A 21,017-nucleotide genomic window follows, 5' to 3' on the forward strand; every position below is an offset into this window, starting at 1 on the left:
TATCCGGGGCTAGCGTGACCCAGTTGCTTGACGATCTCAAGCATCAAAGTCGTGAAGTAACGCGCAGCATCCCTAAGGAATCCCTCCCGCCCATGACCTCCCCAGCGTCCACCGCCCCCGCCACGCAGCGGAACGAGACGGTGATCGTCTTCGCCCTGAGCCTGGCCGCCATGGTCGTCTCGATGATGCAGACCCTGGTGGTGCCGATCCTCGGCCTCATCCAGAAGGACCTCGGCACCTCGTCCGCGAACGTCAGCTGGGTCACCACCGCGACCCTGCTCTCCGCCGCCGTCTTCACCCCGCTGCTCGGCCGCTTCGGCGACCAGCACGGCAAGAAGAAGACCCTGGTGGCCGTTCTGGTCGTGATGGTCGCGGGCTCCGTCCTCGCGGCCGTCACCCACTCCCTGCTCTGGCTCATCGTCGGCCGGGTGCTCCAGGGCGCCGCCACCGCGATCTTCCCGCTGGCGCTCTCCGTGCTCCGCGAGGAGGTCCGCCCGGCCCGCCTGCCCGGCGCGATGGCCATGGTCAGCGGCACCCTCGCCTTCGGCAGCGGCCTCGCGCTCGTCGCCACCGGCCTGCTCACCTCCGGTGACGACCCCGACTACCGCAGCGCCTTCTGGCTGGCCACCGGCCTCGCCGCGCTCGCCCTCATCGCCGTCGCCACCCTCGTGCCCGCCACCCGGGAGACCACCGGCGGCCGCACCGACGCCCTCGGCGCCCTGACCCTGGCCGCCACCCTCGTGCTGCTCCTGCTGCCCATCACCCAGGGCCACGAGTGGGGCTGGTCCTCCGCCCGGACCATCGGCTGCTTCGCCGGCGCCGCGGTGATGGCCGCGATATGGACGCTGGTCGAGCGCAAGGTGCGCGAGCCCCTGGTCGACATGCGGATGTTCGCCCACCCGCCCGTGCTCTTCGCCAACATCGCCGGCCTGCTCGTCGGCTTCGGCTCCTTCGCCCTCTTCATCGGCGTCTCCTACCTGGTGCAGATGCCCTCGAAGATCACCGGCTACGGCTTCGACGCGACCGTCCTGCGCGCCTCCGTCGAGTACCTGCTGCCCAGCACCGTCGTCTCGCTGCTCGCCGCGCCCGTCGGCGGCCAGCTCGTCCGGCACAAGGGCCCCCGCCTGGTCCTCCTGCTGGCCTCGATCGTCGGCACCGCCGGCTTCGTGTGGATCGCGCTCGACCACGAGCACGCCTACGCCGTGATCGCCGCCGGAATGTGCGTCGGCGCGGCCATCAGCTTCGGCTACGCGGCCATGCCCGCCGTGATCGTCGCCAGCGTGCCCCACCACCAGACCGGCATAGCCAACGGCATCAACTCCATCTCCCGTTCCACCGGCAGCGCCATCGGCAGCGCGATGATCACCACGGTCCTCGCCTCCAAGAGCATCGAGCACCTGCCGCCGGGCGCGCCCAAGCTGCCCGCCGAGAGCCAGTTCACCCTCACCTTCGTGATCGCGGGCGCCGCGTTCGTCCTGGTCTCGGTGGTGGCCGGGCTGGGGCTGCGGAGGATCCGCACCCTGGGCGAGGCCGCGGTGGCGGAGGCGGCCCCGGCGGCCGAGGCTGGGACCGCGCCCGTCGCCTCCTGACCCCGGGGGCGGGCCCCGCGCCCGCCCCCACCCGCCGGGCACCCCTGGCACCGTGCACGAACACCTCTGGTACCGAAGGAGCCAGCACCATGAAGGCTGTCAGCTACCGGGCCTACGGCGGCCCCGACGTCCTCGAGTACGGCGACCTCCCCCTGCCCAAGGCCGGCCCCGACTCCGTCCTGATCAAGGTCAGGGCGGCGGCCGTCAACCCCGTCGACTGGAAGGCGCGCGAGGGCTACCTCGACGGCATGCTCCAGCCGGTCTTCCCGGTCGTGCCCGGCTGGGACGTCTCGGGCGTGGTCGTCGGGCTGGGCGCGGACACCCCCGAGTACCGGGAGGGCGACGAGGTCATCGGCTACGTCCGCGAGGACTTCCTCTCCCGGGGCACCTTCGCCGAGTACGTGGCCGCGCCCGTGCGCACCCTGGCGCCCAAGCCCGCCGGACTCACCTTCGAGGAGGCCGCGGCCATCCCGCTGGCCGGCCTCACCGCCCTCCAGTGCCTGCGCGCGGTACGGGCCGCCGAGGGCGACACCGTGCTGATCCACGGCGCCTCCGGAGGGGTGGGCTCCATGGCCGTCCAGCTCGCCCGCCGGCTCGGCGCCCGCGTCATCGGCACGGCGAGCGAGCGCAACCACGACTACCTGCGCGCCCTGGGCGCGGAGCCCGTCACCTACGGCGACGGCCTCGCCGAGCGCGTCCGGGCCCTGGCGTCCGGGGGCGTGGACGTCGTGCTCGACCTCGTCGGCGGCGGTGCCGTCGCGACCTCGCCCGCCGTCACGGCCCACGGCGCCCGTCTGGTCTCCATCGCCGACCCGGCCGTCACCGAGCTCGGCGGCCGGTTGCTGTGGGTGCGCCCCGACACGGCCGACCTGGCGGAGCTGGGCCGGCTGGCGGCGGAGGGCGTCCTCAAGGTCGAGGTGGCCGAGGTCTTCCCGCTGGAGAAGACGGCGGACGCGCACCGGCGCAGCGCCGAGGGCCACACCCGGGGAAAGATCGTGGTGACGGTGCCCTGACCGGGCCCCGCGAGAGGCCGGGCTGTCGTCAGCCGCCGGACGGGCCCGCGCCCGTCCGGCGCTCGCGCAGCCGGACGTAGGCCTCCAGCCCGTCCGGCACCCAGTCCCACTCGCCCAGCCTGGCCGCCACCTCCTCCTCGGGGAGGAAGTCCCACCAGGCCACTTCCTCCTCCTGGGGCGAGACCGGAAGGTCGCAGCGCACCTCGTACACCGCCGACCACCACCCGCCCCCCGGCCCCCGGTAGAGGAAGCGGAACAGCGGCGTGGGCGCCGGGAGGCCGCTGACCCCCAGCTCCTCCTCCGCCTCCCGCAGCGCGGCCTCGTCGTACGACTCGCCCGCCCCGACCACCCCGCCGACGAACATGTCGTACCGCGAGGGGAAGACCAGCTTCCGGTCGGTCCGGCGGTGAACGAAGATCCGCCCCCGCGCGTCGCGCGCCTGGACGAACACACACCGGTGGAGCATCCCCTCGGCGTACACCGCGCCGCGCGGTGCCTGCCCCACGACCCGGTCGTGTTCGTCGACGATGTCCAGCACCTCATCCGCCCCGAGCGGCCGCTGATCGGTCATGGCCCCATCCAACCAGCAGCGGCCCACCCGCAGGAGCGAAAGTCCCTGTCGGCGGGTGGCGGTCAGTGCGGCTGGAGATCCCGGACCTGGCCCGGCTCCGCCATGCCTGACGGCATCGCCGGATGCCGGCCGATCAGCACGATGCCGCACACGATCGCGACCAGCCCCGCCGCCTGCACGGCCAGCGCCGCGGGCGTCGTCCGCAACTGGTCGCCCATGAAACCCACCCCGCACGCGATCCCGGCCAGCGGCTGCGCCGCCGTCAGCGCGGGCAGCGACATCCGCAGCGGGGCCGTCTCGAAGGCGCTCTGCACCAGCACCAGCGCCGTGACCCCGAGCACCAGCACCCCGTAGGGCTGCCAGCCGGTGACCAGCTCCCGCCAGCCGCCGTGCGCGAACCGGGTGCCGCTCACCCGCGTCAGCGCGTCCTGTACGCCGTACAGCAGTCCGGCCGCGACCGCCAGCAGCGCCGCCTCCGTGCTCATCCGCACCCGCTTGGAGACCGCCGCCAGCAGCAGCGCGGCACCCACCATGACCCCGACGATCAGCCAGTGCCGCAGCGGATCCGTGACCGTCCGCCCGCCGTGCGGGCGCCCGGCGACGATGAAGGCCGCCACCCCACCCGCCAGCAGCCACAGCCCGCCCCAGCCGCTGCGGCCGAGCGGCTGCTTGGTCTGCCAGCGGGAGAGGGCCATGGCGAACAGCAGGTTCGTCGCCATCAGCGGGTCGACCAGCGACACCTCGCCCCGGCTGAGCGCGATGGCGCCCAGGGCCATGCCGCAGACCATCAGCGCGATGCCCGCCAGCCAGCGCGGCATCCGGGCGAGGTCCAGCAGCAGCCTCAGGGAGAGGAAGTCGCTCATGGGCGCCCGCTGCGCGGCGTTCTGCTGGAGCACGAACCCCACGCCCAGACAGCACGCCGCACCCAGGGCGAAGGCGAAGACCATCACGTCGCGCACCTCAAGACCTTGCGGTCGTAGGAGACTTGACAGCAAAACGATAGCCGCCACGAGGGCGGTGCGACGGTCGAGTACCCCCCTTTCGGCCGTTCATCCGGGTCGGGGTCCGGGGAGAGGCCCCCGGCATAGAACTACTGTTCGCCGGGCTGGTGTGCGAGGCGGGAGGGGTGGGGGTGGCGTCGCGGGGCTCGTGCGGCGAACCGGCGCCGGTCCGTGCCCTCGCCCCTTCCCGCAACTGGAGCTGACGGCGCATTATTTGACGTCATGTCAGCATCGTTCGACCGGCCTTGACGCGGAGCAGTGACTACCGGTTTGCTGTGCGTGATCGGGAAGAAGGAACGAGACAGCGCGCGGACGCCCCTGACCCGGCGCCCGGAGGGGACGTACGCCGTGGAGGAAGCCCGCTGATGACGCCCCCACCCCCCTTGGGCCGCCACCGGAACAAGGACGGGCTGACCTTCGACCCCGCCCTGGACGACACCGAGCTCGTCTCCGTCCGCGACGCCCTGGCCCGGGGCCGCTGGGCCGACGCCCGGCAGCTCCTCGCCCGCACCGGCGACGACTGGGACCGCCGCGGCCACCGCCTCGTCGTCCTCGCCGAGGGCCCCGCCAGCGCCGCCTGGGCCCGCGACTGGCTGCTCGCCGAGCCCGACAGCCCCGACGCCGCCGTCCTCCTCGCCTGCGCCGGAGTCTTCCGCTGCCTCGGCGGCAAGGACACCCCGGAAACCGCCCACGCGCTCTGCCTGACCGCCGCCCGGATGGCCCCCCGCGACCCCACCCCCTGGCTGGCCGTCCTCATCCTCGCCCGCCGCACCGGCACCGCCGACGAACGCGTCCGCGCCTTCGACCAGGTCCGCGCCCGCCACCGCGACCACCACCACGCCCACCACCTCATGGCCGCCTGCCTGGCCGAGCGCCAGGAGGGCGACCGCGACGACCCCCTCCACGAGGTCTACGACTTCGCCGCCTGGGCCGCCGAACAGGCACCCGCCGACTCCCCCCTGGCCGTCCTGCCCGTCATCGCCCACGCCGAGCGCTACCGCGCCCTCGCCCGCGCCGGGCTGGAGCCGGCCGACCCCGCCCGCTCCGCGCACTGGACCACGCGCCGGGCCCGCCAGGTGATGAAGGCCGCCTTCGACTGGTGGCTGGAATGGGACATCGACGAGGACACCACGGCCGGCCCGGACACCACGACCGCCGCCACCGCCCACCCCCGGCGCAAGGTCGACCTGAACTACCTCGCCCACGCCAAGCTCCACGAGGGCCGCCTCGCCGAGGCCGCCGCCCTCCTCACCCGCATCGGCCCCCACGCCACCCGAGCCCCCTGGGCCTACCCCGACCGGGACCCCGGCGCTGCCTTCCGGGCCGCCCGCCGCACCGCGCTCGGCGCGACATGACCACGGCGCACATGACCACGGCGCTGATGGTCACGGCGCCCATGAGCCCGGTGCGACCGCCCCGGGCAGGGCCCCCGCACCCCGGCACCCCCGAGTCCCCCCACCCCCGCGTCCCCCGCGCTCCCCACCGGAAGGACCACCGCCGCATGTCGACCGGCACCACGCGCGATATCAGCACCTTCAAGGGCCGGGAGAGACGCCTGCGCGCCGGCCGCATCGGAGTCGCGGGCCTGCTGCTGTCGGTCGTCGCCGCCAGCGCCCCGCTGATGGTCACCGCCGGCGTCATGCCCACGACCTACGGCACGATGGGCGTCGTCGGACAGCCCCTGCTCTTCGTCCTCCTCGGCGTCGTCCTGACCCTCTTCAGCGTCGGCTACGCCGAGATGAGCCGCCACGTCCACAACGCCGGCGCCTTCTACGCCTATATCGCCCGAGGCCTCGGCGGTACGGCCGGCGCCGCCGCCTCCGTCGTCGCCCTCGTCGCCTACAGCGCCATGCAGTTCGCCATCTACGGCATCTTCGGCCACGAGTTCTCCGGCCTCCTGCGCCGGCACCTCGGCCTCACCCTCGACTGGTGGGTCCCCGCCCTCGCCGCCGTCGCCGTCGTCGGCGTCCTCGGCTGGCTCAAGATAGACCTCAACGTCAAGGTCCTCGGCGCCCTGCTGCTCGTCGAGTGCGCCATGGTCGTCGTCTTCGACATCGCCTGCCTCGGCCGCCCCGGCCCCGAAGGCGTCTCCTTGCGCGCCTTCGACCCCACCACCCTCGGCGGCGCCGGGCTCGGCACCGCGCTCTGCTTCACCATCGCCGCCTTCGTCGGCTTCGAACAGGCCGCCGTCTACGCCGAGGAGGCCAACCGCCCCCAGGTCGTCGTCGCCCGCGTGACCTTCCTCGCCGTCGGCTTCGTCGCCCTCTTCTTCGCTCTCGGGTCCTGGGCCCTGACCATCGCCACCGGCCCCTCGCGCGTCGTCGCCGCCTCCCGCGAGCAGGGAACCGGCCTCCTCTTCGCCCTCACCGAGGACCGCCTCGGCACCACCTTCACCGACCTGACACACCTCTTCTACGTGACCGGCATGTTCGCCGCGATGCTGAGCTTCCACAACGTCGTCGCCCGCTACGCCTTCGCCATGGGCCGCGACGGCCTCCTCCCCGCCTCCCTCGCCCGCACCTCGGGCGGCAGCGGCGCGCCCGCCTACGGATCGCTGCTCCAGAGCGGCGTATCGCTGCTGGTCGTGGCCGTCTTCGCCATCACCGACGACCGCCCGCGGGGCGATCCCACCACGCCCGTCATCCGGCTCTTCACCTGGATGGGCAACGTCGGGGCGCTCGGCGTCATCGTCCTCATGGCCACCGCCAGCGTCGCCGTCATCGTCTTCTTCGTCCGGCGCGGCGCCGGGCGGGCCCAGGCCCCCCGGCTGGTCGCCTCCGGCGCGGCCTGCGCGGCCCTGCTCGGCATCGTCGGCTACGCGGTCAAGGACTTCCACGTCCTCGTCGGCGCCACCGCGGGCTCGGCCCTCGGCTGGATCCTGCCCGGCATCATCGGTGCGGCCGTCGTCCTCGGCGTGATCCACGGGCTGGTGCTACGGGCGGTACGGCCCGAACTGCACGCCCGGATCGGGCTCGGCAACGAGGCGTTCCAGCTGGAGAAGGCGGCCGCCGCGGAGGCGCGTCCCGGCGATCCGACGCACCCCGGAAGGAGTTCCTCATGACCGGAAAGGTTTCCTCATGAGCTGCCACCCCATCGAGCCCCCGGTGCCCGCGTCCCCGGCGTTCCCCGCGTCCCCGGCGTTCCCCGCGTCCCCGGCGTCCCCGGCGTCCCCGGTACCGGCCCGGTCCGCGCACGCGCACCCGCACCCGCACCCGCTCGACCCGCTGACCGCCGACGAGATCACCACGGCCCGCCGCGTCCTCACGGAGGCCGGCAAGGTCACCCCCGCCACCCGCTTCCCGCTCGTCCTCCTCGACGAGCCCGACCGCCACACCGCCGCCGTCCACCGGCCCGGCGACCCCGTCGTCCGCAGGGTGCGCGTCACCCTCCTCGACCAGGAGACCGGCGCCGCCGCCGAGGCCCTCGTCGACGTCACCGGCGGCCTGCTGCTCGCCCACCGCGAACTGGACGTCGCCACCGAGGGCCAGCCACAAGTGATGTTCGAGGAGTACCCCCTCGTCGAGGCGATCGTGAAGGCCGACCCCGGCTGGCGCGAGGCGATGGCCGCCCGCGGCGTCGACGACCCGGCCCTCGCCGTCTGCGCACCGCTCGCCGCCGGCAGCGTGATCATCGACCGGCCGGGCCGCCGACTGCTGCGCTGCCTGACCTGGATGCGCTGCGAGCACGGCGACAACCCCTGGGCCCACCCCGTGGGCGGGCTGGCCGCCGACGTCGACGTCATCGAGCGGCGCGTCGTCCGGATCACCGACACCGGGCCCGTGCCCATACCCGCCGAATGCGGCCGCTACGAGCCGGAGTTCACCGGAGCGGCCCGTACCGACCTGCGCCCGCTGGAGATCCGGCAGCCCGAAGGCCCGTCCTTCCACCTCGACGGGCCCCTGCTGACCTGGCAGAACTGGAGCCTCCGCGTCGACTTCAACGCCCGGGAGGGCCTGGTCCTCCACCGGATCACCCACCGCGACGGCGACCGGGAACGGTCCGTGCTCCACCGCGCCTCCCTCGCCGAGATGGCCGTGGCCTACGGCGAGGCGGAGGAGACCCGCAACTGGGTGGCCTTCCTCGACGCGGGGGAGTACTCCCTCGGCCGCAACACCAACCCGCTGCGGCTGGGCTGCGACTGCCTCGGCGAGATCCGCTACCTCGACGCCGTCCTCGCCGACGACCACGGCCGTCCGCAGACGCTGCCCAACGCCGTCTGTGTCCACGAGGAGGACCACGGCCTGCTCTGGAAGCACACCGACGTCTTCCACGACAACGCTGTCGAGAGCCGCCGCTCCCGCCGCCTGGTGATCTCGTACATCGCCACCGTCGGCAACTACGACTACGGCTTCTACTGGTACTTCCACCAGGACGGCACGATCGCCTTCGAGGTCAGGTCCACGGGCATCGTGCAGACCTCGGCCGTCCCGCCGGGCGCCGGCTCGCCCCACGGCACCGAGATCGCCCCGGGCCTGCTCGCCCCGTACCACCAGCACCTGTTCTGCGTCCGGCTGGACGCGGCGGTGGACGGCCCCGCCAACACGGTCGAGGAGGTCGACGTCGTCCCGGTGCCCGCCGGCCCCGCGAACCCGGCCGGCAACGCCTTCACCGCCCGGACGACCGTCCTCTCCGACAGCGCGGAGGGCGGGCGCACCGCCGATACGACGGTGGGCAGGCGCTGGCGGATCACCAACCCCGGCTCGCGCAACCGTATGGGGCAGCCGGTCGCCTACACCCTCGTCCCCCAGCCGGGGCCGGTGCTCCTCGCCCGGCCGGGCTCACCGCTCGCCGGGCGCGTGGCGTACGGCACCAAGCACCTGTGGGTCACCCGCCACCGCCCCGACCGCCGCTATCCGGCGGGCGACCACCCCAACCAGCACCCCGGCGGGGCGGGTCTGCCGGAGTGGACGACGGGCGGGGAGTCCCTGGAGAACACCGAACTCACCGTCTGGCACACCTTCGGGCCCACCCATCTGCCCCGGCTGGAGGAGTGGCCCGTGATGCCCGTCGACATCACCGGTTTCAGCCTCAGGCCCACCGGCTTCTTCGACCGGAACCCGGCGCTGGACCTGCCGGAGGAGCCGGGCGGCCACCGCCCGGTCTGAGGGACGTCAGTCCTCCAGCGCCTTGCCCACCCGTCGCGAGACCGTGAACTCGTAGAGGTCCAGCACCCCCGGCGGCTCGGCCAGGCCCGGGCCGCCGGCCCGTATCCACGCGGCGATGTCCGCCAGCGCCTCGTCGTCGTTGACCAGCCCCAGCCACACGGGCCGTCCCCCGGCCGCCCGGCCCGCCGCCGACGGCTGCACCACGACCACGTTCGCCTGGTCGCACACGTCCAGGCACTCCGACGCCCGCACCTGCCCCGCCCCGTCCAGCGCCTCCCGAAGCCGGACGATCTGCCCGGCGTGATCGACCCCGGGCACCTTCGCCGGGTCGCCGCAGCAGCAGCCGCGGCAGACCGTGATCCGGCAGGGGGCGGCGGAGGCGGGCCGAGCGGCCTTCTTGGTGATCATCGGGCGATGATACGCACGGGCCCGGACAGCGAAAAAGCCCCGGTCTTCCGACCGGGGCTTCCCGTGTTCCTGCTGGTGTCCGAGGGGGGACTTGAACCCCCACGCCCGATAAAGGGCACTAGCACCTCAAGCTAGCGCGTCTGCCATTCCGCCACCCGGACCGGGTGTTTGTCTCTGCGGTGTGTTCCCCGCGGCGACATGGAAAACAATACCAAACATTCGAGGTGCTCGATCACCACCGTCCGTGCCCCCGCCCGCACCTCCTCCCGGGCCGCCCGCGCGTGATCGTTGCGGGTGTGTGTCGGCGGTATTGCGGCCTTGGGCTGGGCGAACGGGAGGGGGAGGATGGCCGTGGACCCACGCCGGGGCCGCCCGCGTTTTCGGGCGCGGTCCCGGCGGCGAACCACGAGGAGGCAGCGTGAGCGAGTCGAAGCCGGTCGGGACCGGCACCTTCAGGAGTGGCGAGGACGAGGTCGTCGACCTCTGCCGCGACCTGATCCGCATCGACACGAGCAATTACGGCGACCACTCCGGGCCCGGTGAGCGGCTCGCCGCCGAGTACGTGGCCGAGAAGCTGGCCGAGGTGGGGCTGGAGCCGCGGATCATCGAGTCGCACAAGGGCCGGGCCTCGACGGTGGCGCGGATCGAGGGCGAGGACCCGTCCCGGCCGGCGCTCCTCATCCACGGCCACACCGACGTCGTGCCCGCCAACGCGGCGGACTGGACCTACGACCCCTTCGCGGGCGAGATCGCGGACGGCTGTCTGTGGGGCCGCGGCGCGGTCGACATGAAGGACATGGACGCGATGACGCTGGCGGTCGTCCGCGACCGGCTGCGGTCGGGCCGCAAGCCGCCCCGCGACATCGTGCTGGCCTTCCTCGCCGACGAGGAGGCGGGCGGCACGTACGGCGCCCGCCACCTGGTCGACAAGCACCCCGAGCTCTTCGAGGGCGTGACCGAGGCGATCGGCGAGGTCGGCGGCTTCTCCTTCACGGTCAACGAGAACCTGCGGCTCTATCTGATCGAGACCGCCCAGAAGGGCATGCACTGGATGCGGCTCACCGTGGACGGCACGGCGGGCCACGGCTCCATGACCAACAAGGACAACGCGATCACCGAGCTCTGCGAGGCCGTCGCCCGGCTGGGCCGGCACGAGTTCCCGGTACGGGTCACCAAGACCGTGCGGTCCTTCCTCGACGAGCTGTCGGACGCCCTGGGCACCCCGCTGGACCCGGAGGACATGGAGGCGACGCTCGCCAAGCTCGGCGGCATCGCCAAGATGGTCGGCACCACCCTGCGCAACACCGCCGCCCCGACGATGCTCGGCGCCGGGTACAAGGTCAACGTCATCCCCGGCCAGGCCGTCGCCCACGTCGACGGAAGGTTTCTGCCGGGCTACGAGGAGGAGTTCCTCGCGGACCTCGACCGGATCCTGGGGCCGCGCGTCAAGCGGGAGGACGTCCACGCGGACAAGGCGCTGGAGACCAGCTTCGACGGCAGGCTCGTCGACGCGATGCAGTCGGCGCTGAAGGCCGAGGACCCCATCGCGCGCGCCGTGCCGTACATGCTCTCCGGCGGCACCGACGCCAAGTCCTTCGACGACCTGGGCATCCGCTGCTTCGGCTTCGCGCCGCTCCAGCTGCCGCCCGAGCTGGACTTCGCCGGAATGTTCCACGGCGTGGACGAGCGGGTGCCCGTCGATGGTCTGAAATTCGGTGTGCGTGTGCTCGACCGCTTCCTGGACCAGTGCTGAGCCCGTTGTCCAACCCCCGCGGCCTTGCGGGTATTCGGCGCTTCCGTAGCCGGAAAGAGTGAACGCAGGGAGGCTTACGTAGCCCCATTCCCTCCTCGTCGTTACAGGTGTGCGGTCCGCGGCTGGGACCGCATTGCCAACAAGGAGGAAACAATGCTCAAGAAGGTCGTCGCCGCCGCGGCTGCCACTGGTGGTCTCGTCCTCGCGGGCGCCGGCATGGCCGCCGCCAGCGACGGAGCCCAGGGAGCGGCCGTGAACAGCCCCGGCGTCGTCTCGGGCAACGTCATCCAGGCGCCCATCGAGGTGCCGGTCAACGTGTGCGGTAACACGATCAACGTCGTCGGGCTGCTCAACCCTGCAACGGGCAACGTCTGCGTCAACAAGTGACGTTCTGTCCAATCTCGTAAGGGATTGAACCAGGGTGGCTCCGGGGTACGTCGCACGTACTCCGGAGCCGTTGGGCTTTCGACTGGGTCATTCCGGGCGCGGTAAGACGATCGTTCCGAGCGTTCGGTATGGCAAAACGCAGAGGGGCAAGACAAATAATGCGACAGGTCACCAAGAAGGGCCTGCTCTCCGTAGCGGCGGCGAGCGGCGTGCTCGCCGTGACCGGCGGCTACGCGATGGCGGACTCGGGTGCCACCGGCGCTTCGGCGCACTCCCCGGGCGTCGCGTCCGGGAACACCGTCCAGGTTCCGGTCCATGTGCCGGTGAACGCCTGCGGCAACACCGTGAACGTGATCGGGCTGCTCAACCCGGCCACGGGCAACCGTTGCTTCAACGGCGGCGGCGGACACGGCCACAAGGGCCACGGGCACGGCGGCAGCGGCCACGGCGGCGCGCTCGCGCAGGGCAAGAGCGAGGACTCGCCCGGCGTGGCGTCCGGCAACACCGTGCAGGCGCCGGTCAGCATCCCGGTCAACGCCTGCGGCAACAGCGTCGACGTCGTGGGCATCGGCAACCCGGCCACGGGCAACACCTGTGTCAACGACGGTCACGGCGCTCCCGGCCACGACCACGACCACAACAAGCCGCCGCAGGGCGACCACCCGGGCCACCCCGGGCACCCCGGGAAGCCGGGTCACCCCGGTGAGCACAACCCCGGTGGGCACCACAACCCGCCCACCGAGCACAAGCCGGGCCACCAGCCGCCGGCCGGTGAGCACCACCACGGCCCCGGCAGCCACCCGCAGACCTCGGGTGCGCACCACCCCAAGCCGGCCATGGAGGTGAAGGACGCGCACCGCGCTCCCGCCGTCCTCGCCGAGCACCGTCCGGCCACGGTCGCCCAGCAGGCCGCCCAGCTCGCGCACACCGGCGCGGGCCAGCTCGGCGCGGCCGGCGCGGCCAGCGCGGGCCTGCTGGTCGGCGGCGCGATGCTCTACCGCCGCTCGCGCGGCGCCCAGGGCTGACCCGTCCCACCCGCGGTACCGGAAAGGAGCGGGCCCCGCGATCGCGGGGCCCGCTCCCTTCGCTTTCCCTCCCCGCCGCGGCCCGTGGCGGCGGGCTCCACGAGCCCGCCGGCCGGCCGTCGGCTCACCGTTCGGCCGTCACCATGTGGCGCGGAGCTGACGGATGATCCTGCGCCGCAGCCGCACCTTGCGGCTGCCGTCCGGATAGAGACGTAGTCGGTCCAACTCCCAGTGTCCGTACTCGGCATGGTCGGTCAGCAAGCGTGTGGCCGCCTTCCGGGAGACCCCCCGGGGCACATACACATCGCAGAATTCGTATTCCGGCATCGCATCTATTGTGCGGGAACGGGTCCGGTGCGGATAGCGTCTGCACTATGTCTGATGCTGCGCAGCCAACCGCTGCCGAGGTACGGGCCGCCGCCGAGGCGGTCAAAGCCGCTCTGGACCGCCACCTCGAGGCCGTCGAACGCCGTTCGGGGGAGGACGACCCGGCCGTCTACGCCGCGTTCAACGAGCTGGCCGCGACAGCCGAGGCCTACGACGAGCTTCTCTACGACGTCTACGACGAGGTCACCCCCTTCGAGATCCCCGGCGACGACACCCTGCCCGCCTACGCCGGGCCGGAGGAGCCCAGCGCGCTGAGCGTGCTGATCCGCAGGGACTACGCGGTGGCCGAGCCCCAGCGGCTGCTCGCGCAGGCACAGCGCGTCGCGGACCTCGATCCGGACGTGGACGCGGACCTGCGCGCGGGCGCGTCCGGCGGAGGCAAGGGCTCCGGGAGCGGTGTGCACACGGCGCTCGGGGTGATCTTCGAGGAGTACGAGGCCGACGAGATCGCCTCCCGGCACAAGGAGTTCGGCCTCGTCGAGGGCGACTCCACGCTGTGGGTGACCGCGGCGGAGGAGCTCCCCGACCCGGGGGAGTGGCTGTCGGCCCCCTTCGACCAGCCGGACCCGCAGACGGTCGTCTGCCGCTTCGACGCCAGTGCCGTCTTCGACGAGGACGGCGACGACGAGGGCGCCGCCGACGATGACGGCGAGGACGGCGACGACGACCTCGACGAGGACGACATCGACGGCGACGACGGCGTCGACGACGACCTGGACGTGGAGGACGCGGAGGACGTGGACGTCGGCGCCGGCCCGGCCGACCGGGCCGGCGGGGCACCGGAGAAGGACGCCGGCCGGACACCGGGACGCTGACCGGGGGCGGCACACGAGCCCGGGTCAGCACATGGCCCGGGGGAGCCGGGCGGACGTTCCGGCAGCGCGGTCCTCTTCCTCTCCGCCCGGAGAGGAAGAGGACCGCGCTGTCAGCCGCCGGGGCCCGTGCGACGGCCGACCGGTCCGGCCGGTCAGCCGGCCGGTCGCGTCTGGGCCTCCAGCAGCGCCCTGAGCCGGGTGGTCCGCTCCTTCGCCGGCACCTCGGCGACCGCGCGGGGCAGGGCCTGCTCCACGCCGTGCACGACCGACAGATGCCGCTCGCCCCGGCCGAAGGCCGTGTAGACCCAGGACCGGGTGAGCGTCGGCGCGGCGTCACCGGGCAGTACGACGACGGCCGCCGGCCAGCGCGTACCGGCCGCCTGATGGGCCGTCACGGCCCAGCCGTGGCGCACCTCGTCACCGACGCGCTCGCGCGGTACGACGACGGGGGTGCCCCCGCAGTCCAGCCGCAGCCCCTCGGTTTCCGCCGACACCACCGTGCCGGGAACCATCCGGCCGGGCGCGGGCACATAGGCGACGCGGTCGCCCGGGTCGAAGCCGCCGAAGCGGCCGGGGCCGGGGTTGAGCCGCTCCTTGAGGGCCGCGTTGAGCGCGCGGGTCCCGGCGGGGCCGCCATGGCCCGGGGTGATCACCTGGGTGGCGCCGGGCTCGATGCCGAAGGCGCGCGGCACGGATTCGGCGACGAGCTGCACCGTGCGGTGCACGGCCTCGGCCGGCTCCCGCACCGGGACGATCACGACCTCCTTGCCGGGGGCGGCCACCTGGTTGAGCTCGCCGACGCCGATGCCGGAGACCAGCTCGCCGATCGGGCCCGGGTCCGGGGTGCGCGAGACGACCGCCGGGCAGGCGCGGGCCGCCAGCACGTCCGCGAAGACGCGGCCCGGACCGGCCGACCACAGCACGCCCGGGTCGCCGCCGAGCACCAGCCGGGTGCCGTCCGCGAGGGACTCCACCAGCAGCGCGGCGGTCTCCACGTCCAGCTGCGGGGCGTCCAGGACGGCCAGCACGTCGAGCGCCAGCGCGCCGTCCGCGTCCCGCCCCGGGCCCTCCTGGCCGGACAGCAGGCCGGCTACGGTCACGGCGTCGGCCACACCGAGCTCGGTCAGCCGGCGCCTGCCGTCCTCGGTGTGGGCGGCGGCCCACGCCCGCAGGCCCAGGCCGGCGGCGGCCGTCACCAGCGCGGCGGGCTCCGCGCGGGCGGCCTCGCCGCCGCTGTGGGTCACGAGGCCGGAGGCCGCGACGGCACGGATCAGCTCGGCGGCCGAGGGGGAAGGGGCGTCCTCCGCCGCGGCGGCCCAGTCGGGCCCCTGCTCGGGGGTGGCGTTGACCAGCCGCGCGAGGCCGTCGGCGAGGCTCTCCTCGGCCATGGCGTACCGGTCGAGCCCGAGCAGCAGCCGCACCGGCTCCCCGGCCTCTTCCCCTTCCTGCTCCTGTTCCTGTTCCTGCTCGTCCTCCGGCCCTTCCCGGAACACCAGCACGGTGCCCTCGGCGAGGACGTCGCGCAGCGCGGCCTCCGGGTCGGGGACGGAGCGCCGGGAGAGCTCGGCGAGCACGGCCGAGGACTCGAGCACGGTGTGCCCGGCGAGGGCGGCGCGCTCCAGGAACCGGCCCACGAGGGCCCGTGCCCGGCGCTCGTCGTCCGGCCCGCACGCGTCGCCCAGCAGCGCCCGTGCGAATCCGTCGGCCTGCTCGGGCCGCACCGCCGGTACGGCCAGCAGCCGCCACGGGTCCTCGCGGAGCTCCTCGGCGGCGTGCTCGCCGAGCGCCTCGGCGACCTGACCGGCGAGCGCCTCGGGCGCCCCTCCGGCGGCGAGCACCTCGGTGAGCCCGGCGCTGGGCGCGACGTGCGCGGCCCGCACGGGCCGGGCCACGGCGCCCGGCCCGGCCACGGCGGGCCCGGCGGCGGCCGGAGCGGGCGCGGGGCGCCGCGCGGCGGGCTTCGGCTTCGGCTCGTTGAAGAACGACGCCGCGTCCCGCTCCCCGCTCTCCACGGCCCGCACCGCCGCGGCCAGCGCCTCGGCGACAGCGGACCGCGGCTTCCCTGCCGGAGGCTCACCTCCTCCACCGGGCGCGGGCCCCGAGCCCGGGTGCCCGGCGCTGCCACGCGCGGAGGCCTCCCCGTCGGGGGCCTGTGCGTCGCCGCGCGAGGCCGTTTCCGGCTCCGTGGCCGGGGCGGAATCCCCGGAACCACGTGTGTCCCGCTCCCCGCCGGGGTGCTCGGCGCTGTCACGCGAGGCTGTGCCGGGTTCCACGCCCGCCGCGGCCTCGGACGCGTTCGGCTCCCCGTCGGAGGACCGCGCGTGCGAGGCAGCCGCCGGATCCGGCTGCGGGGCCGGCACGGCCCCGGCGTCGGCCGGAGCGGTGCTCGACGAGGCCGCCTCGTCTGCCCGCTCCCCGTCGGGGGCCTCCGCATCCCCCTGCGGGGAATCCGTCGGGCCCCCGTCCGGGCCCGCCTCGGCGGCGCCGGGCGTGCCCGCCGCCCCGGCGGGCACGGCATCCGGTGCCGCCGGCGCCCCCTGCCCCCCGCCAGGGGACCCGGGCGCCGTGCCCTCTCCGTTCGCGCGCTCCCCGTGAGGGGGCTCCGGCTCGGCCTCGCCGGCGGGGCGATCGGTACTCACAGCGTGCTCCAGTCGTGGTCCGGGTAGCGGTGCACGGGCGCCGACACGTCGTCGAGCGCCCGGCAGATCTCGTCCGGAAGCGTAAGGGTCTCCACTGACAACGCCGCCTTGAGCTGCTGCGCCGTGCGGGCGCCGAGGAGCGGGGCGACGACGCCGGGGCGGTCGCGGACCCACGCCAGGGCCACCTGGAGGGGCGTCGTGGCGAGCCCGTCCGCCGCCGTGCGCACCGCCTCGACCACCCGCTGCCCCGCGTCGTCCAGGTACGGGGCGACGAAGGCGGCGAGGTACTCGGAGGCGCCGCGCGAGTCGGCGGGGGTCGCGTGGCGGTACTTGCCCGTCAGCACGCCCCGGCCGAGCGGCGAGGACGGCAGGATGCCGACGCCCAGGTCGAGCGCGGCGGGCAGCACCTCCCGTTCGATGCCGCGCTGGAGCAGCGAGTACTCCATCTGCGCGCACGCCAGCCGCGTCCGTGCCCCCGGCGCCGCGAGCTGCCAGGTCGCGGCCCTGGCGAGCTGCCAGCCGCTGAAGCCCACGACGCCCGCGTAGCGGGCCCGTCCGCTGCTGACCGCGAGGTCGACGGCCTGGAGGGTCTCCTCGATGGGAGTCGTGGTGTCGAAGGCGTGGATCTGCCATATGTCGACGTGGTCCGTGCCGAGCCGGTCCAGCGAGGCGTCGAGCGCGGCGAGGAGGTGGCCGCGCGAGCAGTCGACGCGCCGCGCCGGGTCGAGGACGCTGCCCGCCTTGGTCGCGATGACCAGGTCCCGGCGCGGCACGAGGTCGTCCAGGAGCCGCCCGAGCAGATATTCCGCGCCCCCGTCCGCGTAGACGTCGGCGGTGTCGACGAGTGTGCCGCCCGCGCCCCAGAAGTGCTTGAGCTGCTCGGCCGCGTCGTGCTCCCCCGTGTCCCGGCCCCAGGTGAGGGTGCCCAGCCCGAGCCGGGACACCCGTAGGCCCGTACGGCCGAGATGCCTTTGTTCCATGAGCGCTGAGGGTACTGGCCGTGCCCCGCGCCGACGCCATCCCGCCACGGCCCCCGCCCGGCCGACCGGTGACGTGGCACGGGTCCGCGCGCTAGAGTCCCGGCAACGACGACGTTACTGATGAGTAAGGGGCGTGGACATGGGCCGGATGAAGCTCGGGATCAACCTCGGCTACTGGGGGGCCGGGATGGACGCCGACAACCTCGCGGTCGCCCGCGAGGCCGACCGGCTCGGCTACGCGGTCTGCTGGGCCGCCGAGGCCTACGGCTCGGACGCGCCCACCGTGCTGTCCTGGGTCGCGGCGCAGACCGAGCGGATCGACGTCGGCTCGGCGATCTTCCAGATCCCGGCCCGTACGCCCACCATGACGGCGATGACCGCCGCCACCCTCGACTCCCTCTCCGGCGGCCGCTTCCGCCTGGGCCTCGGCGTCTCCGGCCCGCAGGTCTCCGAGGGCTGGTACGGCGTGAAGTTCGACAAGCCGCTCGCCCGCACCCGCGAGTACGTCGAGATCATCCGCAAGGCCATGGCCCGCGAGCGCGTCTCCCACGACGGCGAGCACTGGACGCTGCCGCTGCCCGGCGGCCCGGGCAAGCCCATCAAGCTCACCGTCCACCCGGTGCGCGAGCACATCCCGCTGTACATCGCCGCGATCGGCCCGAAGAACCTGGAGCAGACCGGCGAGATCGCCGACGGCGCCCTGGTGATCTTCTTCGCGCCCGAGCACGCCGAGGAGACCACCCTCTCCGCCCTCCGCGCGGGCCGCGAGAAGGCGGGCAAGACCCTCGAGGGCTTCGACATCGTCCCGACCGTGCCCATGGCCGTCGGCGAGGACGTCGACGCGCTCGCCGACCTCTTCCGCCCCTACACCGCCCTCTACGTGGGCGGCATGGGCAGCGCCAAGCAGAACTTCTACAACAAGCTGGCGCGCCGCATGGGCTACGAGAAGGAGGCCGCCGAGATCCAGGAGAAGTACCTCGCCGGCGACAAGGCGGGCGCCGCCGCGGCCGTCCCCCGGCAGCTGATCGACTCCACCACCCTGCTGGGCCCCGTGGAGCGCATCGCCGACCGGATGCAGGCCTACGCGGACGCCGGGGTCACCACCCTGTCGCTGGCCCCGGCCGGGCTCACCCTCGACGAGCGGATCGCCGCCCTGCGCACCGGCGTCGAGGCCCTGGAGCGGGCCGGGCTCGCGTAACGGGCCAGCACCAGGAGGTCCGCGGCCGTGGTGGGGGCTCGGGGGTCGTCTTCCCCGCCACGGCCGACACCGAACACAACGCCCGGACGCCCGCGTGGTTACGCGCCGGGACGATCCGGAATCTTTAACCGCCGTCCTTCGATCGGCCGAGCGCCCCGGGCTCTTGGATTGCCGCCTCCGGGGCACCCCACTTGACTGGGGTGCCTATGGAGGTGACGGCCATGCTCACGGCCCGGAGTCTGTTCCAGGAGATCCTCGGCAACGACGAGGCGTACCGGCTCTTCTGCTCGATCGCCGCCGGCGGCGAGGCGCAGGGCGGCTGGGAGAACGGCCGCATCGCCGCCCTGGTGCCCGAGAGCCAGCGCCACCTCGCACCGAAGATCGCCCGGCACGGCGCGGACGAGGACAAGCACGGCCGGATCTTCAACGGCCTGCTGCGCCGCCGCGGCCTGGAACCCTGCACCGTCCCGGCCGAGACCGACTACACGATGATCCTCGAACGCCGCGGCATCGGACTCCCGCACACCAGGCTGCGCGCCGACGAGCCGCTCACCGAGCGGGACATCATCACGTACCTGGCCCACAGCCGGGTCACCGAGCAGCGCGCTGCCGACCAGATGGACATGCTGTCCCGGCACTTCTCCGACCACCCCGAGGTAGGCGCGGCCATCCGCATCATCCGCGCCGACGAGACCGATCACCTCGCCTACTGCCACGAGGAACTGCTGCGCCTGGCCGCCGCCGGGCACGGCCGCGTCATCCACGCCCTCCTGCGGCGCAGCGCCCTCGCCGAGATCGCCGTCCACCGCGACGTCGGCCTCGCCGTCATGACGCGTATGGGCCGCGTCCTGCGCTGGCCGGCGGCCAAGACGGCGGCGCTCACGGCGGGCATCCACGCCCTGTACGCGTACGAGCGCCTGGGCGGCTGGCGCCGGATGGTCACCCTCCGGATGCCGGAGCGCCGCGACGCGCTCGGCGGCCCGGCGACGGCGGCCCCGGAACTGGTCTGAGCCGAGCCGCGCGAGGTCGCGGCACCCGGCCGGGGGCGCACGGTCGGCCGGCTCACGGCCGGGCGGCATCCAGCCAGGGACACCCGGTCCGACGGCACACGGCCAGGCGGCACCCGGCGAGGCGGCGCCCGGCCATGCCGCTCACAGCCACCCGCGCCGTTTGAACAGCCGGTACAGCCAGCCGACCAGCCCCGCCATCAGCGCCACCACCACCGGGTAGCCCCACGGCTGCCGCAGCTCCGGCATATGGGTGAAGTTCATCCCGTAGACCCCGGCGATCATCGTCGGTACGGCCGCCATCGCCGCCCACGCCGAGATCTTGCGCATGTCGTCGTTCTGCTGGACCCCCATCTGCGCGAGATGAGCGGAAAGAATGTCCGAAAGCAGCCGGTCCAGACCCTCCACCGACTCGTTCGCCCGGGCCAGGTGGTCGTTCACATCACGGAAGAACGGCCAGGACTTCTCGTCCACGAACGGCAGTTCCGTCGCGGACAGCCGCGCCAGCGGTTCGACGAGCGGCAGTATCGCCCGGCGGAACTCCACGACCTGGCGCTTGAAGGAGTAGATCCGCGACGCCGTGTGCCGCACGTCCTCGCCCAGCGGCGCGAACACCTCGGCCTCCAGCTCGTCCAGATCCGCGTGGAGCAGGATCGCCACGTCCGTGTAGTGGTCCACGACCGCGTCGCACACCGCGTACAGCACCGCCGTCGGCCCGTGCCGCAGTATGTCCGGATCCCGCTCCAGCCGCCGGCGCACCTCGCCCAGCGGACTGCCCTCGCCGTGCCGGACGGTCACCACGAAGCAGTTCCCGATGAAGACCATCACCTCGTCCGTGGTCACCGTGTCCCGTACGTCGTCGTAGACCACGGGCTTGAGGACCATGAACAGCGAGTCGTCGTAGACCTCCAGCTTCGGCCGCTGATGGGCGTTGAGCGCGTCCTCCACGGCCAGCGGATGCAGCCCGAACTCGCTCGTGACCAGGCCGAACTCCTTCTCGGTGGGTTCGTACAGCCCGATCCAGACGAACGACTCGCTCTCGGCGCGGGCCGCCTGAAGCGCGTCCGCCAGCTCGGCCGGGGTCTCGGTGCGCTCCCCGTGCCGGTAGATGGCACAGTCCACGATCACACCCGCCATTC

18 protein-coding genes and 1 tRNA gene are annotated in these 21,017 nt (G+C 73.7%); 11 read left to right on the forward strand and 8 right to left on the reverse strand.

Annotated features, from left to right (window positions below):
• Window positions 1-92: 92 nt before the first annotated feature.
• Window positions 93-1,589 (forward strand): MFS transporter, encoded by a 1,497-nt coding sequence (locus tag ACFYZR_RS12435; RefSeq protein ID WP_391908902.1) that lies wholly within the window; start codon window positions 93-95, stop codon window positions 1,587-1,589.
• An 89-nt stretch (window positions 1,590-1,678) separates the two neighbouring features.
• Window positions 1,679-2,602 carry an NADP-dependent oxidoreductase gene (locus ACFYZR_RS12440; RefSeq protein WP_391908905.1) on the forward strand — a complete coding sequence of 308 codons (924 nt, stop codon included), beginning with the start codon at window positions 1,679-1,681 and terminating at the stop codon, window positions 2,600-2,602.
• 28 nt (window positions 2,603-2,630) lie between these two features.
• Here the strand turns inward: ACFYZR_RS12440 and ACFYZR_RS12445 are convergent, their stop codons facing one another.
• Both ACFYZR_RS12445 and ACFYZR_RS12450 read right to left on the reverse strand, forming a co-directional pair.
• A complete protein-coding gene (locus tag ACFYZR_RS12445) occupies window positions 2,631-3,173 on the reverse strand; it encodes an NUDIX hydrolase (protein WP_391908907.1) in 543 nt (180 codons plus the stop codon).
• 62 nt (window positions 3,174-3,235) lie between these two features.
• Window positions 3,236-4,120 (reverse strand): DMT family transporter, encoded by an 885-nt coding sequence (locus tag ACFYZR_RS12450; RefSeq protein ID WP_391909774.1) that lies wholly within the window; start codon window positions 4,118-4,120, stop codon window positions 3,236-3,238.
• 419 nt (window positions 4,121-4,539) lie between these two features.
• Here ACFYZR_RS12450 and ACFYZR_RS12455 point away from each other — a divergent pair, with 419 nt between their 5' ends.
• The 3 genes from ACFYZR_RS12455 to ACFYZR_RS12465 all read left to right on the forward strand — a co-directional run bounded on the left by ACFYZR_RS12455 (window position 4,540) and on the right by ACFYZR_RS12465 (window position 9,279).
• Complete coding sequence (locus ACFYZR_RS12455; protein WP_391908910.1) at window positions 4,540-5,529, forward strand: hypothetical protein; 990 nt, start codon at window positions 4,540-4,542, stop codon at window positions 5,527-5,529.
• 146 nt (window positions 5,530-5,675) lie between these two features.
• Window positions 5,676-7,235 (forward strand): APC family permease, encoded by a 1,560-nt coding sequence (locus ACFYZR_RS12460; protein WP_391908913.1) that lies wholly within the window; start codon window positions 5,676-5,678, stop codon window positions 7,233-7,235.
• Window positions 7,236-7,251: 16 nt separating this feature from the next.
• The gene (locus ACFYZR_RS12465; protein WP_391908915.1) at window positions 7,252-9,279 is read left to right on the forward strand and encodes a primary-amine oxidase; all 2,028 of its coding nucleotides are present in this window, start codon (window positions 7,252-7,254) and stop codon (window positions 9,277-9,279) included.
• 6 nt (window positions 9,280-9,285) lie between these two features.
• On the opposite strand, the gene ACFYZR_RS12470 is transcribed toward ACFYZR_RS12465, so the two are convergent.
• On the reverse strand, window positions 9,286-9,687 hold the full coding sequence (locus ACFYZR_RS12470; protein WP_391908918.1) for a (2Fe-2S) ferredoxin domain-containing protein: 402 nt from the start codon (window positions 9,685-9,687) through the stop codon (window positions 9,286-9,288).
• 73 nt (window positions 9,688-9,760) lie between these two features.
• Window positions 9,761-9,848, reverse strand: a tRNA-Leu gene (locus tag ACFYZR_RS12475).
• A 257-nt stretch (window positions 9,849-10,105) separates the two neighbouring features.
• Between ACFYZR_RS12475 and ACFYZR_RS12480 the strand changes: the two genes are divergently transcribed.
• The 3 genes from ACFYZR_RS12480 (at window position 10,106) to ACFYZR_RS12490 (ending at window position 12,852) form a co-directional block, all read left to right on the forward strand.
• The gene (locus tag ACFYZR_RS12480; RefSeq protein WP_391908921.1) at window positions 10,106-11,440 is read left to right on the forward strand and encodes a M20/M25/M40 family metallo-hydrolase; all 1,335 of its coding nucleotides are present in this window, start codon (window positions 10,106-10,108) and stop codon (window positions 11,438-11,440) included.
• 153 nt (window positions 11,441-11,593) lie between these two features.
• The gene (locus ACFYZR_RS12485) at window positions 11,594-11,827 is read left to right on the forward strand and encodes a chaplin (RefSeq protein ID WP_391908923.1); all 234 of its coding nucleotides are present in this window, start codon (window positions 11,594-11,596) and stop codon (window positions 11,825-11,827) included.
• A 158-nt stretch (window positions 11,828-11,985) separates the two neighbouring features.
• Window positions 11,986-12,852 (forward strand): chaplin family protein, encoded by an 867-nt coding sequence (locus ACFYZR_RS12490; RefSeq protein WP_391908925.1) that lies wholly within the window; start codon window positions 11,986-11,988, stop codon window positions 12,850-12,852.
• Between the two features lie 138 nt (window positions 12,853-12,990).
• On the opposite strand, the gene ACFYZR_RS12495 is transcribed toward ACFYZR_RS12490, so the two are convergent.
• Window positions 12,991-13,179 carry a DUF5703 family protein gene (locus ACFYZR_RS12495; protein ID WP_126913460.1) on the reverse strand — a complete coding sequence of 63 codons (189 nt, stop codon included), beginning with the start codon at window positions 13,177-13,179 and terminating at the stop codon, window positions 12,991-12,993.
• Between the two features lie 47 nt (window positions 13,180-13,226).
• On the opposite strand from ACFYZR_RS12495, the gene ACFYZR_RS12500 reads away from it, so the two are divergent.
• Entirely contained in the window at window positions 13,227-14,054 is an 828-nt protein-coding gene (locus tag ACFYZR_RS12500; protein WP_391908927.1) for a hypothetical protein, read from the forward strand.
• 152 nt (window positions 14,055-14,206) lie between these two features.
• Here ACFYZR_RS12500 and ACFYZR_RS12505 read toward each other — a convergent pair whose 3' ends face one another.
• Together ACFYZR_RS12505 and ACFYZR_RS12510 are read right to left on the reverse strand one after the other, a co-directional pair.
• On the reverse strand, window positions 14,207-16,567 hold the full coding sequence (locus tag ACFYZR_RS12505; RefSeq protein ID WP_391909777.1) for a helix-hairpin-helix domain-containing protein: 2,361 nt from the start codon (window positions 16,565-16,567) through the stop codon (window positions 14,207-14,209).
• A gap of 122 nt (window positions 16,568-16,689) precedes the next feature.
• The gene (locus ACFYZR_RS12510; protein ID WP_391908930.1) at window positions 16,690-17,673 is read right to left on the reverse strand and encodes an aldo/keto reductase; all 984 of its coding nucleotides are present in this window, start codon (window positions 17,671-17,673) and stop codon (window positions 16,690-16,692) included.
• A 148-nt stretch (window positions 17,674-17,821) separates the two neighbouring features.
• Here ACFYZR_RS12510 and ACFYZR_RS12515 point away from each other — a divergent pair, with 148 nt between their 5' ends.
• Complete coding sequence (locus tag ACFYZR_RS12515) at window positions 17,822-18,871, forward strand: LLM class F420-dependent oxidoreductase (RefSeq protein ID WP_391909780.1); 1,050 nt, start codon at window positions 17,822-17,824, stop codon at window positions 18,869-18,871.
• Between the two features lie 221 nt (window positions 18,872-19,092).
• A complete protein-coding gene (locus tag ACFYZR_RS12520; protein ID WP_391908932.1) occupies window positions 19,093-19,881 on the forward strand; it encodes a ferritin-like domain-containing protein in 789 nt (262 codons plus the stop codon).
• A gap of 141 nt (window positions 19,882-20,022) precedes the next feature.
• Here the strand turns inward: ACFYZR_RS12520 and corA are convergent, their stop codons facing one another.
• Window positions 20,023-21,015, reverse strand: a complete 993-nt coding sequence (corA, locus tag ACFYZR_RS12525; RefSeq protein ID WP_391909783.1) for a magnesium/cobalt transporter CorA — start codon at window positions 21,013-21,015, stop codon at window positions 20,023-20,025.
• Window positions 21,016-21,017 lie beyond the last annotated feature (2 nt).

Origin of the sequence: Streptomyces sp. NPDC001678 (assembly GCF_042892945.1) — a bacterium.
Classification (GTDB): domain Bacteria; phylum Actinomycetota; class Actinomycetes; order Streptomycetales; family Streptomycetaceae; genus Streptomyces.

Excerpts from the sequence above, each read along its gene's own strand:
- ACFYZR_RS12470 (WP_391908918.1), bottom strand. The coding sequence starts at position 9,687 with ATGATCACCAAGAAGGCCGCTCGGCCCGCCTCCGCCGCCCCCTGCCGG.
- ACFYZR_RS12495 (WP_126913460.1), bottom strand. The coding sequence starts at position 13,179 with ATGCCGGAATACGAATTCTGCGATGTGTATGTGCCCCGGGGGGTCTCC.
- corA (WP_391909783.1), bottom strand. The coding sequence starts at position 21,015 with ATGGCGGGTGTGATCGTGGACTGTGCCATCTACCGGCACGGGGAGCGC.
- ACFYZR_RS12450 (WP_391909774.1), bottom strand. The coding sequence starts at position 4,120 with ATGGTCTTCGCCTTCGCCCTGGGTGCGGCGTGCTGTCTGGGCGTGGGG.
- ACFYZR_RS12465 (WP_391908915.1), top strand. The coding sequence starts at position 7,252 with ATGAGCTGCCACCCCATCGAGCCCCCGGTGCCCGCGTCCCCGGCGTTC.
- ACFYZR_RS12510 (WP_391908930.1), bottom strand. The coding sequence starts at position 17,673 with ATGGAACAAAGGCATCTCGGCCGTACGGGCCTACGGGTGTCCCGGCTC.
- ACFYZR_RS12435 (WP_391908902.1), top strand. The coding sequence starts at position 93 with ATGACCTCCCCAGCGTCCACCGCCCCCGCCACGCAGCGGAACGAGACG.
- ACFYZR_RS12485 (WP_391908923.1), top strand. The coding sequence starts at position 11,594 with ATGCTCAAGAAGGTCGTCGCCGCCGCGGCTGCCACTGGTGGTCTCGTC.
- ACFYZR_RS12490 (WP_391908925.1), top strand. The coding sequence starts at position 11,986 with ATGCGACAGGTCACCAAGAAGGGCCTGCTCTCCGTAGCGGCGGCGAGC.
- ACFYZR_RS12515 (WP_391909780.1), top strand. The coding sequence starts at position 17,822 with ATGAAGCTCGGGATCAACCTCGGCTACTGGGGGGCCGGGATGGACGCC.
- ACFYZR_RS12440 (WP_391908905.1), top strand. The coding sequence starts at position 1,679 with ATGAAGGCTGTCAGCTACCGGGCCTACGGCGGCCCCGACGTCCTCGAG.
- ACFYZR_RS12520 (WP_391908932.1), top strand. The coding sequence starts at position 19,093 with ATGCTCACGGCCCGGAGTCTGTTCCAGGAGATCCTCGGCAACGACGAG.
- ACFYZR_RS12460 (WP_391908913.1), top strand. The coding sequence starts at position 5,676 with ATGTCGACCGGCACCACGCGCGATATCAGCACCTTCAAGGGCCGGGAG.
- ACFYZR_RS12445 (WP_391908907.1), bottom strand. The coding sequence starts at position 3,173 with ATGACCGATCAGCGGCCGCTCGGGGCGGATGAGGTGCTGGACATCGTC.
- ACFYZR_RS12455 (WP_391908910.1), top strand. The coding sequence starts at position 4,540 with ATGACGCCCCCACCCCCCTTGGGCCGCCACCGGAACAAGGACGGGCTG.
- ACFYZR_RS12500 (WP_391908927.1), top strand. The coding sequence starts at position 13,227 with ATGTCTGATGCTGCGCAGCCAACCGCTGCCGAGGTACGGGCCGCCGCC.